The following is a 13,973-nucleotide window of genomic DNA, read 5'->3' on the forward strand; positions in this document are numbered from 1 at the left end:
CTCGTAGAGACGCGCCATGGCGCGTCTCTACCGTTGGGATAAAATTTGTGTCACCATAGATAGAATAGCTTTCTAGCACTATTTGCTCGAACTCTGTATGAATACTATCCCTCCTACAACCGAGAGTCTTATTCCCACAGAAAGACTCAAGAGTTTAATTAATCAATCGATTACAACCCTAGAAACCTTGCTTCAAGATCAGAAAGTTTCCCCTTCAGAACGAGCGAATATTGCCTTAAAAATATTAGAACTGGCAGGATGTTCTTCTGTTACTCCCCTTGAACTTTTACAATCTCCTTCTCTGCTGAGTTCATCTTCACTTTCTAACAAGGTTCCTGTTCCCCAACTTGCTGCAACGACCGTTGAAGTTCTCCCAACTTCAGCACCTATTATTCCTGAGAATCAGCTAACAATTTTACCCGCCAATTATGTCCAAATTGAAAGTTTCTTATCCCCGAAAGAACACGAAGAAGCCTTAAAAATTGCTTTAAAACAACCGAGTAAATTTGTCAATTCTAAAACGACGACTCAAGCCATTAATTATCGTAAATCTTCTATTTTATATGCAACGCTATTCCCTGATTTTTATGAATTTCTCCGTAAAAAAATAATTGCTACACTTCCTTCAATTTTAACCCAATTAAATATTACACCCTTTAGCGTTGCTCAAGTAGAAATGCAATTAACCGCTCATAATGATGGGTGTTTTTATAAAATTCATAATGATTCTGGAAGTCCTGAAACCAATACTCGCATCCTAACTTACGTTTATTATTTTTATAAAGAACCTAAAAATTTTTCGGGGGGAAATTTAAGATTGTATGCAACGGAATGGCAAAATGGTTATGCTTTAAATGAACGGGAATTTATTGACATTGAACCTCATAATAATAGTATCGTTTTTTTTGATAGTCGTTGTAAACATGAAGTTATGCCCGTTAGTTGTCCGTCCCGACGCTTTGAAGATGGACGCTTTACCCTCAATGGTTGGTTACGCGCTGAATAACCTAGTTATCGTGGTCGGGTGTACAGTTTCAAAAACTGTCTACTATTATTAACAAGTTCTGTCAACCCCCATTAAGATAGACCCAAACTAATACAAAATGGGAGCAACAGTAATGAGCAATAAACAAATGGTTGCACAAAAAGACACACCCGCTTGGATTCTTCAAGTTTGGGTTTCGTTTATTCTTGCTGTGTCTACAACTGCGGTTGGGATTGCTTACCTCCCCGTTGATATTTGGGTCAAAGGATTTATGGGAATGGGATTAACTTTCTCGGTGGGTTCCTCTTTTACCTTAGCGAAAACAATTCGAGATAATCACGAAGCCGAAAAACTATTATCTAAAGTTGATCAAGCTAAATTAGAGAAATTATTAGCTGAATATAACCCAATAAAGTAATTAATCAGTAGGGTGCGTAAGAGCTTCTCGCACGCACCTAGTCATACCTATTGAATTGATTATATCAAATGAGAAACCAAAAACAATTAGATATATTATTAATTGATTCCTTTTTTTGACATATAGATTTTAAACAAAGGGTCAAGAAAAAATTTAGAGTGATTTGCTTCTTTTCCTCTTTCTAGTAACCCTCGACGTTGTAGAGATTGTATTCCATTGATGATTTCGTCCAAGGACAATTTTAACACTAATATCATGGGTTCAATCTCTACTTCCTCTGATTGATTTGCCATTTCAATTATAATTTGTTTTTCTACTACAGATAAACGTTGCCAATGGCTTTGAAAAAGAAATTCTAAATCTCCTAAAAATACAGTTTTACTGTTTAAAAAATTAGAAACATAACCATTAAAAAGATTGTCTATTGTATTAGCAATTAGTTTTAAGGCCATAGGATGACCTTGATACAGGTTAATCAACTCTAGCCATTGTTCCTCATCCAGTAATTCTTTCTCCTCTAAAATTGCTTTTCCTCCCTCTCCTAACCCTTGTAAATGTAAAGTCCTAATACAAGAATTTTTTCCCTCTAAGATATAAATTTCTCTCGGTTTTTCCCAACTCAGAAGTATTAAACAACTGGGATGGCATGAAGTCGCAATTTGTTTAAAAAATAAGCCATAATCTTCATAATTCGGTAAATATTGACCCGCTAATTGTCCTGAAATAAAAATAGATTGCAGATCATCTAAAATTAGTAAACATCGATAAGAACGAAAATAATCTAAAACAGTAGGCAAAGGAGAATCTTCTGTTTGAGATAAACATTGAATTAAATTTGTTTTCAATTCTAATAATAGGGGTTTTTGGCTTAAACTTCGCCAAATAATAATATCAAATTCCTGTTGAATTTCTTTAATGAGTTGAACTGCGATCGCACTTTTCCCAATTTCACTCAGTCCGTATATTGTAATAAGTCGCATCTGTTCTTCTAATATCCATTGTTTTAGGGTAGAGAGTTCAGAAGTGCGATCATAAAAGCTTAAAACTTCGGGTGCTTCTGTCAAATCAGATTTTCTAGGTTGATTTAGATTAGGGTTATTGTTATTAGGTGGGTGCGATCTATCTTTTTGTAAATCAGGGTTTTGATGTTGTGTTATTTCTGAAAATTGTGAATTTTTACCATTCAAATTAACGCTATTATTGACAATATTTACACAATTATTAGTGATATTACTATAAGAACCTAATGTTTCAAAAAGAGAACGAAAGTTTGACTGTTTTATATCTTCCTCTAGGATATCAGATAGAAGTTTCCATAATTTCCAAGCTTGTTTTTTAACATGATCATGACTACAGTTATAATTCTCTGCGATTTCTCCGTATTTTTGATGTTGCCAAGTTCCTTCTAGTATCGCTTTTTGCAGAGAGTCGAGATGTTTTCCTGTTTTAGCAAACACCTGTTCATCAGTCCACTGCAAGACTTCTTGAATATCCATAAATGTAGGTGAGGTTGTTGTTGAGTCTGAATTTTTACCACTTTATCCCACTTTTTGCAATTATGGTAACTTTTTCCCACTTTTTCCCACGATTTGAGAACCCGAAATATTTCAAAAGTTCCCACACTATACCACTATTTTCGCTTGTGTCAACCACCAATAGAATGATATTTTATTGAGAACAATGTAATTATTAAATTTTATAATTCAACACCAAAACTTTGTAAATTTCAGATTATCTAGTTTTTCATTAGGAGAGTGCTCATGGCATTTGGATCTAATTCAGTTCGTTTTCAAACAAAATTTTTAATTGGCTGGGCAATTTTAGGATTAGTCCCAGCGATGGGTCTGTTTATTGATGAAATGATTTCACCGTCGGGAAGCTTTAATGGAATTGGAGATCTTTTAGGCAATGCTATTGCTATTATCCCAGGTATGGTCATTTTCGGTGGTTTCTGTTTATTAATTGACGGCCTTTTTTGTCATCAAGGTAGCTTTTCACAAGTAACTCATCCCGAATGGTTTTGGTATGTTTACCCAGTTTTCTTTGTCTGGTCACTTACCCTAACTTTTTTATTGGGTTTCTTAGGTATCAAAAGTTCTAGTTCGGGAAGATCCCCTTCTTCAATTACCCCGGAAGATGTGAAAAAAGAAGTAGATAATATGACTATTGATGAATTTTTAAAAAATTTTGATGACGCGCTCAAACAAGAAGAAAAACAAGGAAGAATAAATCCTGAACAACAAAAAATTATTCGTAAGCTCCGAAAATTAGATCGTTCAAAATATAATCAACGTTTCCAGGAAATTCTTAATGATAATGAGTTGTATGAGTTTTATAAATTATTTATAAAATTGGTAATGTCACTAGGACGGAGAGTAGGATAATGGGACAGGAAAAGAGATATTTTGAAAATATTACAATTGATAAAAATAGTGAGCTATCAAAACGGCTTAATATTGAGCCGGGAGATTATTTTGGAGAATTTGATTTCAACAACCAAAAACTACGACTAACAAAACAAAGAAATACTAAGAATCGTAAAATCTATGAGATGACTGTAACATTTGAACAGTTATTATTAATATTAATGAATGCTGCAAGAGTTCAGGGAGATAAGTTTACCCCTGAAAATTTAGAAGCTATAGCGGAGATTATTAGAAAACCTCCTTCAATCAAGAAATCGAGTGATTCAGATGTAGTACATCACATTATACCTTTGGAAGTTTGTAGAAAAAGTATATTGATCTTAAGAGCTCGACCTGTTTTTTATGAAAATAGTCCTATGAATCTTTTGTCACTGCCCCTTTATTTTCATAATGGATCTCATCCAAAATACTCAAAACTGGTAGAGGATCTTATTGATGACGAATGGTTTGAATTAATAAATCGTGGACAAGAAAATAATATTAATGCGATTATGGAGGTTATAGAAGAAGTGATCCAATACTTAACTGACAAGATAGAGGAAATGAAAGCGAGTGGAGTTTGTACAATCAACGATATTTAACGAAATAACGGTTGAATCATCTGCAATATCAGTTATTCTAATATCTGCTTGTCAGTCAGGCTTGGGGCGAGTTTAGTAATATTTTGGTGAAGTTACAAAGCTCTGGAAGAACCCGCCCCTACAAATTTTTATAAATTCGTTATAGCCGTATTAAGCTAACAATAATCGTCCTTTAGGTTCAAGAATAGAACGTCCTAAATCTTGCGCTGTTTCCATCCATTCTTGCATAATAATTTCTACATTTTCTAATGCTTCTTGATAGGTTGCTCCATCCGCAGCACATCCAGGTAACTCTGGTACTTCTGCAATAAACGCTTGATCTTCATGACTCCAATAAATCACTATTTCATACCGTAGCATTTTTTATTCTCCTAATTTATTATATTTAAGACGAAAGATTAAAATAGGCAAAAGAAGAAAATTCTCCTTTCGCCTAATTCCATAAAATGAATATAAAAAATGGCAGTTTTTAGCCCACCAGAAAAAAGTTATTCGGTTGGAGAATTCTCTCGTTTCCGTTGTTCCTGGTGGCGTTTCCGACGTGCCATCGCGGCTTCGACGGGGAAACCGACAACGGGAATTACCTGTTCTTGACGTTCTGCTTCTAAACGTTTCAGTTCAGTGTAATCAACCCAATGAATACAATTGACCGGACAAGTATCAATTGCTTCCTGTATTAACGCTTCTGAATCGCCATCCTGTCGAAAAACACGAGCTCGACCATAACTTTCTTCGATAAAAAAGGTATTGTGAGCAACGTGAGAACAGTGTTTACACCCGATACAGGTGAGTTCATCCACATAAACCCCTTTTTGCCGTAATGCACCGCCGAGTTCTGGCTCAAACCCAGACCGTTCCGGCGCATTTCGCAAAAATCCGCCCAGTTCCGGTTCTAACCCAGACCGTTCGGAAACGGGATCAGTTAGCGATACAGACCCATCAGACATTAGGCACTCCAGCGTTGTAAAACTAAGCGGATGGAACCATCTTGATGATTTTGTTGTTCTGAAACTTGAAACCCTTGTTTGGCGGTTTCATTAACAACGGTTTGGTAAGCATACCGTTGAGTGATTTTGCTTAAAAAATGATCAACGGGAACAGCTTGTTGCCAAAATTGTAAATCAGCAACAAACTCGTATTCTTGGCCATTCCAAGTAAAGCCTAGGTCATAGCCATTGTCTTGCTCAATGACGACTTGAGCCGGACGGGTTTGACCTTGATAACCGCGCACCTCTTTGGGGCCAGCTTTCCAGTCAATGCCCAGATCGCTTAAAGCAGTTTGTAATGAGGTAAGATTACGAATTTGGGTTTTGATTTGGCTAAAGTGTGACATAGTTGGCGATTTTCAACGAGATGTTTAGTGAACTCAAAAACAGAATTTACCAATGGCTCGAACCCACATGGGTTGTCGCACTATCTGACTGTTGTTGGTTCTGGGCGTAATACTCAGAAGTGGTTTCCTGAGTTAATACAATGCCTAATTCGGCTTCTAGTGCAGCCGTGACTTCTGCACAAGAAGCCCCAACAATGCCAGTGACTTTCTCCTGCACACGGCCGTCTGGATAGATGATGAATTCTAAAGTTTCCATAGGCTAGGGGAATGGCGAGAAAATACAGGGCACAATAGCTCGACGTCGGCGGTTGAACCGTCGGATAGGCTACAAGCGCTTTGTCGAAGTGGGTTTGACTCGAAATGTCCGTACATCAATTGTGACGAATGGATCAAAAACGAGTCACAACTTAACAAAAGTTATTAATACCTGAAGCAGTAGGTAAATTATATGTTAAGTTTATCCGCCTTTGAGATCAAGGTTGTATAGGGGAGGCAATAGGCAATAGGCAATAGGCAATAGGCAATAGTAAGCACTGAGAGGGTTTGCTGAATTTAGTAGAGACGCGCCATGGCGCGTCTCTACACGCGCCTATTTATGCCGTAGCGTTTCTACAACTGTAATGCGTAGCTCTGTAACAGTTCACCGTCAACCCTCAACCGCCAATTGTTCTATAATCTCTGTGATCTGCACTGCGTTGTTACGACCCCAAACCGTTATGCAACTTGCTCCCAAACCTGTTACGGATGAAACCTTATCCCCACCTCAAACGGAAACAATTATTTTAGATGTGGGAGGGATGCAGTGTGCTGGATGTGTTAAAGCGGTGGAGCGTCAACTCATCCAACAACCGGGAGTCATTTCGGCTGCGGTGAATTTAGCAACAGAAGTAGCAACGGTTGAATGTGCAGTCAACCAAATTAAGCCGGAAAACTTAGCTGAAATTTTAACTAATACTGGGTTTCCCACCCAACCTCGCAGTTTAACGTCTAGCGCTACGGACAAATTAAAGGCGTTACAAGAGCGACATCGCCAAGACATGGGAAAACAAATTCAACGCATTGTTACTTGTGGTCTGTTGTTATTGTTATCAAGTATTGGACATTTACATCATTTTGGTTTTCCCCATATTCCTTTACTGAGTAATATTTGGTTTCATTGGGGACTAGCTACCATTGCCTTATTATTTCCGGCACGTTCTATTATTATTGATGGCGGGCGGAGTTTATTGAACAATGCTCCCAATATGAATACATTGGTCGGACTGGGAACTTTAACCGCCTATTTAACCAGTTTTGTTGCTTTATTATTTCCCCAATTGGGTTGGGAATGTTTCTTTGATGAACCTGTAATGTTATTGGGATTTATTTTACTAGGAAAAACCTTAGAACAGTACGCTCGACAACGTGCCGCCACCGCCTTTCAATCGTTAATTGCATTACAGCCCACAACAGCGCGTTTAATACCCCCTCAATCTCAGGATACCGGAATTTTAAATAGTGTGGAAATTCCCGCCGAACAAGTCAAAGTCGGGGAATGGTTACAAGTTTTACCCGGTGAAAAAATACCCGTTGATGGAGAAATTCGATTTGGGACAACCACCGTTGATGAATCGATGTTAACGGGGGAATCCATGCCAATTTTAAAACAAATTGATGATAATATTTCAGCCGGAACAATTAATCAATCTGGGGTGATTTTAATCGAAGCAACGCGCACGGGTTCCGATACAATTTTAGCACAAATTGTGCAGTTAGTAGAAACCGCTCAAACTCGTAAAGCTCCGATACAGAAATTAGCGGATACAGTCGCAGGATATTTTACTTATTTGGTGATGAGTTTAGCGAGTTTAACCTTTTTATTTTGGTATGGGTTAGGAACTCGAATTTGGCCGGATGTGATGACCTTAGCGGGGGTAGAAATTGCCACAAATGCGCCTTTATTATTAAGTTTAAAATTAGCCATTGCGGTATTAGTCATCGCTTGTCCCTGTGCCTTGGGATTAGCAACACCCACAGCTATTTTAGTCGGTTCAGGAATGGGTGCAGAACGAGGATTATTAATTAAAGGCGGGGATATTTTAGAACGAGTCCACCAACTGAATACCATTGTATTTGATAAAACGGGAACCTTAACACAAGGTTCTCCCACAATAACAGATTGCCTTTCAATTTCTGGGTTATCGTCTCAAGAAATATTACAATTCGCGGCAACGGTAGAACAAGGTTCAAATCATCCCATTTCTGAAGCGATTTTAACAGAAGCGAACCATCAAAATTTACCCTTATTAACCGCATCTGATTTTCAAACTCAACCGGGTTTAGGAGTATCCGCAATAATTGATAATAAAAGGGTATTTGTGGGGAATTTAGCGGGATTAATTGAATCTAATATTATTCCGCCTCAACCTTTACCGGAATTTTTAGGAAAAACGATGGTTTATATTGCCATTGAGGGTAAAGTTGTTGGGGTAATGGCAATGAGTGACCCCTTAAAAACCGATGCTAAATTAACCCTTGAACAGTTAAAAAATATGGGGTTGCGGGTGATTTTATTAACGGGCGATCGCCAATCTGTTGCTACTGCGATCGCTTCTGAGCTAAACTTAAAATCAGAGGATATTTTTGCCGAAGTTCGACCCGAAGGTAAAGTGAATGTGATTCAAACTTTACAACAACAAGGTCAAGTTGTAGCAATGGTGGGAGATGGAATTAACGATGCACCCGCCTTAGCGCAAGCGGATATTGGGATAGGGTTAGAAACGGGTACGGATGTTGCTAATGAAACCGCAGATATTGTATTAATGCGAAATTCTTTAATGGATATTGTCGATTCTATTCAATTAAGTCGCGCCACCTTTAATAAAATTCGTCAAAATCTATTCTGGGCATTTGGTTATAATATTGTAGCCATTCCTCTGGCTGCTGGATTATTATTTCCGCAATTTGGAATCTTATTAAGTCCTTCAATGGCAGGTGCTTTGATGGCTTTAAGTTCGGTGAGTGTTGTCACCAATTCATTATTATTGCGTCGTCAGATGAAACCTTAGTTGTTGTGCTTAAGCACATTCTTTATAGATGTAATAGATAAAGACTAAACAGCAATATCTAAAGAAAGGCGAATATCTTCTAATGGCTTTTCCCAGAGACTATTCCATTGGATTCCAAACAGGGGTTTAGCTTTTTTTCCCATAGTCCATCCCTTCGTTAAAGCATCCATAATAGATTCAGCAAACTCTATTTCTTCAAGGGCAGTCTTGAGTAAATTTTTAGATAAGAGCGATATAAATAAACGATCATGATGTAACTGCGCTACACAAAAAGCTTGTAATTGAACTTCACCTGGCTTATCAGTATCACTACCTGTTACAATGTGCCAGATATCATGGGTTTCACCAATATGAATTGCCAAATAAGAGAAGTCATTATCTTCTATTTTTTCAACGGGAACAGGTTTTAAATTATTTTTGAGCATTTTATCAGAATAAATGTAACCCAAAGTATTTTGAGGTAGCTCATGAAGTTGCTGTAAATCAATATTTCCTAAAAGGGGACGCTCTTTGAATGCACGTTCACCTTGAGGATTTTGACGAAGAAAATTGACAATCTGTTCTAAAGTAGAATCATCATTAAGTTCTTTAGAAAGTTTTCCAATTCCTGAAAAATCTCCATAAGGAGCTTTAACAAGAGCCAAAAAACCATCAAAAATTGCTGCGTGTTTATCTTGAGTCATTGTATTTAAGTAATATTCGGGACTTTGTTTTTAATTCAACCGTTCCCTACTATAAAATTAAGGGAATTTGGCTGATTGGTGCAGGTAACATTTCTCCTCGAAAATCCAATACAGAAACAATTAATAAATAAGCCAGTGCCAGCAGAATTGAAATCGCACCTGTAATATAAGCAATCAGTTTTGAACGTTCCATAAATCCCGTTTTCCCTTAATCAGCATAGGAGGTTACTCTTCATTTTAAGCGGTGAACTGATTGGTGAACCGAGATTCTTGAAACTCTTTAGATTTAGAAACATAACGATATTGAGTTTCTTGCATCAACCGAGTAATGGTACTGACTAATTCACCCGGAAGAACAGGCTTGGATAGATACCCATCAAAACCTTCCGTCATTGCCTGATTCACCGCTTCTGAGTGAGTAAAAGCACTAACTGCAATTACCGGAAGCCGTCCTTCGTGGGTGAGTTCAAGAGATCTCAATTTTTGGATCAAGGAATAACCATCTTCATCTGGCATACAAATATCACTAATGATCAAATCCGGTAAAGAGTGCTCAATCGTTGCGATCGCAGTCTGAACCGATGCCACCGCCTGTACCTCGATATCATACTCTCTCAGAACTTGAATTAACAGTTCTCTGGTATCAGAATCATCATCTACCACTAAGACCCGTAACCCCGCCAAAACCGATTCTGCTTGCGGTATTACCCCCTCCGCCGTTTCCAAGTTTTCGGGTGGGGTATAGGAATCGAGATTCACGTCCAGTAAGGGAAACTGAACGCTGAAGGTAGCGCCTTGGTTTTCTCCGGCGCTTTCGACCGCAACCGTTCCCCCTTGCATTTCCACCAAGTTACGAACAATGGCTAATCCTAAACCTAACCCCCCATAATATTTAGTGGTTTTGCCATCTGCTTGACGAAAACGGTCAAACACATAAGGCAGAAATTCTCCAGGAATCCCAATTCCTGTATCTGTTACCTGAATCACCACCCAGGAGTTTGTAGACAAATCCTTGAAATTAAAATTATTTTGAGCTTTTTCCGGGCTAGTTTCTATCAATAATTCTACCTCAACAGCACCGCCTTGGGGTGTAAATTTAATGGCATTTGATAAAAGATTCCAGATAATTTGTTGTAAGCGACGAGCATCTCCTGCTACCCAATAAGAATGATGGAGTTTAGAAGCAAGAGATTGAGAATGTTTAAAGTTTAAATCAATTTCTTTTTCTGCAAAGCTCAAATATAAATCATCAATAGCAGCTTCCACTACAGAAATAATATTAACCGGAACCCTATTAAGCTGCATTTTTCCAATAATAATCCGCGAAATATCTAAAATATCCTCAATGAGTTTCGCTTGTAATTTAGCATTACGTTCAATGGTTTCTAAGGCTTTTCGAGTTTTATCTTCACTAAATTTCTGATTTCTTAAAAGTTTAGACCAACCTAAAATTGAATTTAATGGAGTGCGGAGTTCATGGGAAAGGGTAGCTAGAAATTCATCTTTTAAACGATTAGCTTCTTCGGCTTGTTGTCGAGCCGCTTGTTCCCGAATAAACTGAGCACGAGCTTCTTCGGCTTGTTTGCGGTCTGTAATATCTTCTATGGTTCCCACATGACCGAGTAAATCACCATCGGAAGAAATCATGGGGGCAGCTTTCATCTTCACCCAGCGCACTAAATTAGACGGAGTATTCAGGCGAAACTCCTGGGAATATTCCTGTTTTTTTTGAATCCAAGTTAACCACTGTTCCCCAGTTTGATCTCGATCCTGGGGATGAACAAATTCTAACCAGCCTTCAGGAAAACTTGCTTCATTGACCTGATCAAAAATGCTTTGAAAGCGAGGATTGGTATAGGTACATCGAGCTTCTATATCAATTACAAAAATTCCCACTGGTGAACAAGCACTTAAGGAGCGAAATTGTTCTTCACTTTTTTTTAAGGCAATTGTCGCTTGAAATAATTCTACAAAAACCGTTACTTTGGATAATAAAATTTCCGGTTCTAGGGGTTTAATTAAATAATCTACCGCCCCTAAAGAATATCCCTTAAACATGAAATTTTCATTTTTACTAAAAGCCGTGAGAAATATAATCGGTGTCGAGCGGGTGCGATCGCGTTGTCGAATTAAACTTGCTGTTTCAAACCCATCCATTCCCGGCATCTGCACATCTAATAAAATTACGGCAAAATCATTTTGCAGCAGACATTTTAAGGCTTCTTCCCCAGAAGATGCTTTAACAATATTCTGACCCAGAGAGATTAAAATAGCCTCCAAGGCGAGTAGATTCTCCCAATGGTCATCAACGATAAGGATATTAACTTTAGAATTAGGCATATTAGTTCAGTTATCAGTTATCAGTTATCAGTTATCAGTTATCAGTTATCAATTGGTAATGGGTAAAAATATTGATTACTGTGCTTCGCACAATGGTCTATTTCCCTTTTCCCTAACTTTTACAAGGATGACTGTTTACTGATAATTGATTACTGATGAATGGGAAGATAGAGCGTAAAAATAGCACCTTTACCCAAGTAACTCTTGACCGTAATATTTCCCCCATGAGCTTCTACAATACGACGGGCGATGGCTAAACCCAAACCCGTTCCTCGACCTTGACGCGATCGCTCGGCGGTGTAAAACTGTTCAAAAATATGGGGAAGATCCGTCGGACTAATTCCCTTGCCTTGATCTTGGATTTCCACAGCCACCTGAGACCCCTCCTCCGTTCCCTTCAGAGAAACGGTAGATTGAGGATGGGAGTGCTTAATCGCATTATCCAGAATATTGAGAAAGGCTTGTAACAAGCGTTCTGGGTCGCCCTGGAGTTCTACATCAGGAATATTGAGGGTAATTTCCACATCGGCACGTCTCAGACGGGATTCCATCGCTCTAACAGCCCGATTAATCAAGTTCCGCAGGTGTAACGGTTGGGTTTCTAGCTCCGTAATTCCGGCTTCTAAGCGTCCCAAATCTAACAAATCATGAATGAGTTGGGATAAACGTTTAGTTTCCTCTTGAGCCGTCTGCATAAACCGTTGGCGCAGTTCCGGTTCTTGATCCGCTCCACTGGCTAAGGCTTCTAGGGTAACATAAACGTTGCTCACCGGAGTCCGTAACTCATGGGAGACATTTGCCAAAAAAGCCCGTCTCTCCTGATCCAGAGCCGCTAATCGTTCGCTCATGCGATTTAATTCCAAGGCTAACTGCCCGACTTCATCGCTTTGATTCAGGGTTAATTTTTCGCCAAGATGACCACTACCCAAACGCATTGCAAACAGAGACATCGCCTGAATGGGCTGGGCAATACTGCGGGTAAACCATTCACTAATTACCGCACACAAGAGGAATGTTACCACCAGAGACCCTAAAATTGTCCAGATCACCGTTTGAAACTTCGCCTGAAATTGAGCCAAAGTAATCGACATTCGTAATACCCCTAACATTCGTTGATTACGAATAATGGGACGGGCAACAAATAAGCGATCTTCTTGGGACAAAACTCCTTTAGCGAGTCCTTTGGCCGTTTGCTGGTTAAACGCTTGTCGCATTCCAGGTACAGCAAACCAGTCTTTCACCTGAATGTCCGTTTCGAGGCTAGAACTAGCCAGTAAACGACCTTCGGGGGAAAAAACCCGCAGCGTGAAGGCTTGGGGTGCACCGTAACGTTGAACAATGACTTCAACCCGTTGGAGATCTTTCTCTTCCAAAGCGTCAGCCACACTTTCACTCAGAGCCCCTGTCCAGTCCTCTAATTCCGCCTGTCGGGTTTGCATAAAATAAGCGTAGAAGGAAAAGAGGATATAACCCGCTAACAAAGACGTTCCGAGTGCTGTTAAAACCAGATAAGTGGTTAACAACTTGAGATGGATAGAATTCCATCTGAGTTTGATTTGGGGAAAACCGACGCTCATGGATTTAATCACTGGTGTTTTCTTCTGGGTGACGACGGCGTAAAACGGCCTTAATTCGAGCCAGAAGTTCACGAGTATTAAAGGGTTTGGTTACATAGTCATCCGCCCCCGCTTCTAAGCCCCAAATTTTATCGATGTCTTGGTCTTTCGCCGTTAACATCAAAATCGGGATATTAGAAAAAGCTCGAATTCGCCAGCACAGTTCCATGCCATCAATTCCCGGTAGCATTAAATCTAAAAGAATGACATCAGGAACCTGTTTATGGAATAGTTTAAGGGCGGTCATGCCATCGGTGGCTGTGGTCACGGTGTAGCCGTCCTTGGTTAAGGCATAAGTCAAACTCGCACGCAACGCTTCTTCATCATCGACCAGTAGAACATGAGTCATGGGAATCAGTTATCAGTTATCAGTTATCAGTTATCAGTTATCAGTTATCAGTTATCAGTTTTCTAGTGTTAGTGTCCTCCCTGGCTAACTGTTGAAGATGATTAACGACTAACGGTTAACTCTTCCACTGATGACTGAACACCGATGACTGACAACACCTCTAATATCTAATACTTCAGGTGTATTGTGACTCCA

At 39.0% G+C, this 13,973-nt stretch carries 15 protein-coding genes; 5 read left to right on the forward strand and 10 right to left on the reverse strand.

The window, feature by feature from the left end; translation table 11 throughout:
* The first annotated feature begins 97 nt into the window (after nt 1-97).
* Nucleotides 98-1,006, forward strand: coding sequence for a 2OG-Fe(II) oxygenase (locus tag PL9214_RS21850; RefSeq protein WP_072720878.1), 909 nt, complete (start codon nt 98-100; stop codon nt 1,004-1,006).
* Nucleotides 1,007-1,118: 112 nt separating this feature from the next.
* Complete coding sequence (locus PL9214_RS21855) at nt 1,119-1,403, forward strand: YiaA/YiaB family inner membrane protein (protein WP_072720879.1); 285 nt, start codon at nt 1,119-1,121, stop codon at nt 1,401-1,403.
* A gap of 98 nt (nt 1,404-1,501) precedes the next feature.
* Here PL9214_RS21855 and PL9214_RS21860 read toward each other — a convergent pair whose 3' ends face one another.
* Nucleotides 1,502-2,899 (reverse strand): helix-turn-helix domain-containing protein, encoded by a 1,398-nt coding sequence (locus PL9214_RS21860; RefSeq protein ID WP_072720880.1) that lies wholly within the window; start codon nt 2,897-2,899, stop codon nt 1,502-1,504.
* Nucleotides 2,900-3,163: 264 nt separating this feature from the next.
* Between PL9214_RS21860 and PL9214_RS21865 the strand changes: the two genes are divergently transcribed.
* Nucleotides 3,164-3,787: a hypothetical protein gene (locus PL9214_RS21865; RefSeq protein ID WP_072720882.1), complete on the forward strand. Its 624-nt coding sequence runs from the start codon at nt 3,164-3,166 to the stop codon at nt 3,785-3,787.
* On the forward strand, nt 3,787-4,410 hold the full coding sequence (locus PL9214_RS21870; RefSeq protein ID WP_072720883.1) for an AHH domain-containing protein: 624 nt from the start codon (nt 3,787-3,789) through the stop codon (nt 4,408-4,410). The genes PL9214_RS21865 and PL9214_RS21870 overlap by 1 nt, the downstream gene beginning before the upstream one ends.
* Nucleotides 4,411-4,560: 150 nt before the next feature.
* Here the strand turns inward: PL9214_RS21870 and PL9214_RS21875 are convergent, their stop codons facing one another.
* The 4 genes from PL9214_RS21875 to PL9214_RS21890 form a co-directional block, all read right to left on the reverse strand.
* The gene (locus PL9214_RS21875) at nt 4,561-4,770 is read right to left on the reverse strand and encodes a type II toxin-antitoxin system HicB family antitoxin (RefSeq protein ID WP_072720887.1); all 210 of its coding nucleotides are present in this window, start codon (nt 4,768-4,770) and stop codon (nt 4,561-4,563) included.
* 128 nt (nt 4,771-4,898) lie between these two features.
* Complete coding sequence (locus PL9214_RS21880; RefSeq protein ID WP_072720889.1) at nt 4,899-5,357, reverse strand: ferredoxin; 459 nt, start codon at nt 5,355-5,357, stop codon at nt 4,899-4,901.
* The gene (locus tag PL9214_RS21885) at nt 5,357-5,743 is read right to left on the reverse strand and encodes a DUF1257 domain-containing protein (RefSeq protein WP_072720891.1); all 387 of its coding nucleotides are present in this window, start codon (nt 5,741-5,743) and stop codon (nt 5,357-5,359) included. The genes PL9214_RS21880 and PL9214_RS21885 overlap by 1 nt, the downstream gene beginning before the upstream one ends.
* A gap of 46 nt (nt 5,744-5,789) precedes the next feature.
* Nucleotides 5,790-5,999 (reverse strand): DUF2997 domain-containing protein, encoded by a 210-nt coding sequence (locus PL9214_RS21890; RefSeq protein WP_072720892.1) that lies wholly within the window; start codon nt 5,997-5,999, stop codon nt 5,790-5,792.
* 460 nt (nt 6,000-6,459) lie between these two features.
* Between PL9214_RS21890 and PL9214_RS21895 the strand changes: the two genes are divergently transcribed.
* Entirely contained in the window at nt 6,460-8,790 is a 2,331-nt protein-coding gene (locus PL9214_RS21895) for a heavy metal translocating P-type ATPase (protein WP_072721199.1), read from the forward strand.
* Nucleotides 8,791-8,834: 44 nt separating this feature from the next.
* On the opposite strand, the gene PL9214_RS21900 is transcribed toward PL9214_RS21895, so the two are convergent.
* The 5 genes from PL9214_RS21900 to PL9214_RS21920 form a co-directional block, all read right to left on the reverse strand.
* Nucleotides 8,835-9,473, reverse strand: a complete 639-nt coding sequence (locus PL9214_RS21900; RefSeq protein ID WP_072720894.1) for a Coq4 family protein — start codon at nt 9,471-9,473, stop codon at nt 8,835-8,837.
* Nucleotides 9,474-9,522: 49 nt separating this feature from the next.
* Nucleotides 9,523-9,666, reverse strand: a complete 144-nt coding sequence (locus PL9214_RS21905; RefSeq protein ID WP_072720896.1) for a hypothetical protein — start codon at nt 9,664-9,666, stop codon at nt 9,523-9,525.
* Between the two features lie 44 nt (nt 9,667-9,710).
* Nucleotides 9,711-11,813: a hybrid sensor histidine kinase/response regulator gene (locus PL9214_RS21910; protein ID WP_072720898.1), complete on the reverse strand. Its 2,103-nt coding sequence runs from the start codon at nt 11,811-11,813 to the stop codon at nt 9,711-9,713.
* A 149-nt stretch (nt 11,814-11,962) separates the two neighbouring features.
* Nucleotides 11,963-13,462: a sensor histidine kinase gene (locus PL9214_RS21915; protein WP_245824330.1), complete on the reverse strand. Its 1,500-nt coding sequence runs from the start codon at nt 13,460-13,462 to the stop codon at nt 11,963-11,965.
* Complete coding sequence (locus PL9214_RS21920; protein WP_072720901.1) at nt 13,395-13,778, reverse strand: response regulator transcription factor; 384 nt, start codon at nt 13,776-13,778, stop codon at nt 13,395-13,397. The genes PL9214_RS21915 and PL9214_RS21920 overlap by 68 nt, the downstream gene beginning before the upstream one ends.
* Nucleotides 13,779-13,973: the final 195 nt, after the last annotated feature.

This window comes from Planktothrix tepida PCC 9214 (assembly GCF_900009145.1).
In the GTDB taxonomy this organism is placed as follows: Bacteria; Cyanobacteriota; Cyanobacteriia; order Cyanobacteriales; family Microcoleaceae; genus Planktothrix; species Planktothrix tepida.

Coding starts and splice junctions, on each gene's coding strand:
- PL9214_RS21875 (WP_072720887.1), bottom strand. CDS start 4,770: ATGCTACGGTATGAAATAGTGATTTATTGGAGTCATGAAGATCAAGCG.
- PL9214_RS21900 (WP_072720894.1), bottom strand. CDS start 9,473: ATGACTCAAGATAAACACGCAGCAATTTTTGATGGTTTTTTGGCTCTT.
- PL9214_RS21905 (WP_072720896.1), bottom strand. CDS start 9,666: ATGGAACGTTCAAAACTGATTGCTTATATTACAGGTGCGATTTCAATT.
- PL9214_RS21850 (WP_072720878.1), top strand. CDS start 98: ATGAATACTATCCCTCCTACAACCGAGAGTCTTATTCCCACAGAAAGA.
- PL9214_RS21920 (WP_072720901.1), bottom strand. CDS start 13,778: ATGACTCATGTTCTACTGGTCGATGATGAAGAAGCGTTGCGTGCGAGT.
- PL9214_RS21885 (WP_072720891.1), bottom strand. CDS start 5,743: ATGTCACACTTTAGCCAAATCAAAACCCAAATTCGTAATCTTACCTCA.
- PL9214_RS21895 (WP_072721199.1), top strand. CDS start 6,460: ATGCAACTTGCTCCCAAACCTGTTACGGATGAAACCTTATCCCCACCT.
- PL9214_RS21870 (WP_072720883.1), top strand. CDS start 3,787: ATGGGACAGGAAAAGAGATATTTTGAAAATATTACAATTGATAAAAAT.
- PL9214_RS21865 (WP_072720882.1), top strand. CDS start 3,164: ATGGCATTTGGATCTAATTCAGTTCGTTTTCAAACAAAATTTTTAATT.
- PL9214_RS21890 (WP_072720892.1), bottom strand. CDS start 5,999: ATGGAAACTTTAGAATTCATCATCTATCCAGACGGCCGTGTGCAGGAG.
- PL9214_RS21855 (WP_072720879.1), top strand. CDS start 1,119: ATGAGCAATAAACAAATGGTTGCACAAAAAGACACACCCGCTTGGATT.
- PL9214_RS21910 (WP_072720898.1), bottom strand. CDS start 11,813: ATGCCTAATTCTAAAGTTAATATCCTTATCGTTGATGACCATTGGGAG.
- PL9214_RS21880 (WP_072720889.1), bottom strand. CDS start 5,357: ATGTCTGATGGGTCTGTATCGCTAACTGATCCCGTTTCCGAACGGTCT.
- PL9214_RS21860 (WP_072720880.1), bottom strand. CDS start 2,899: ATGGATATTCAAGAAGTCTTGCAGTGGACTGATGAACAGGTGTTTGCT.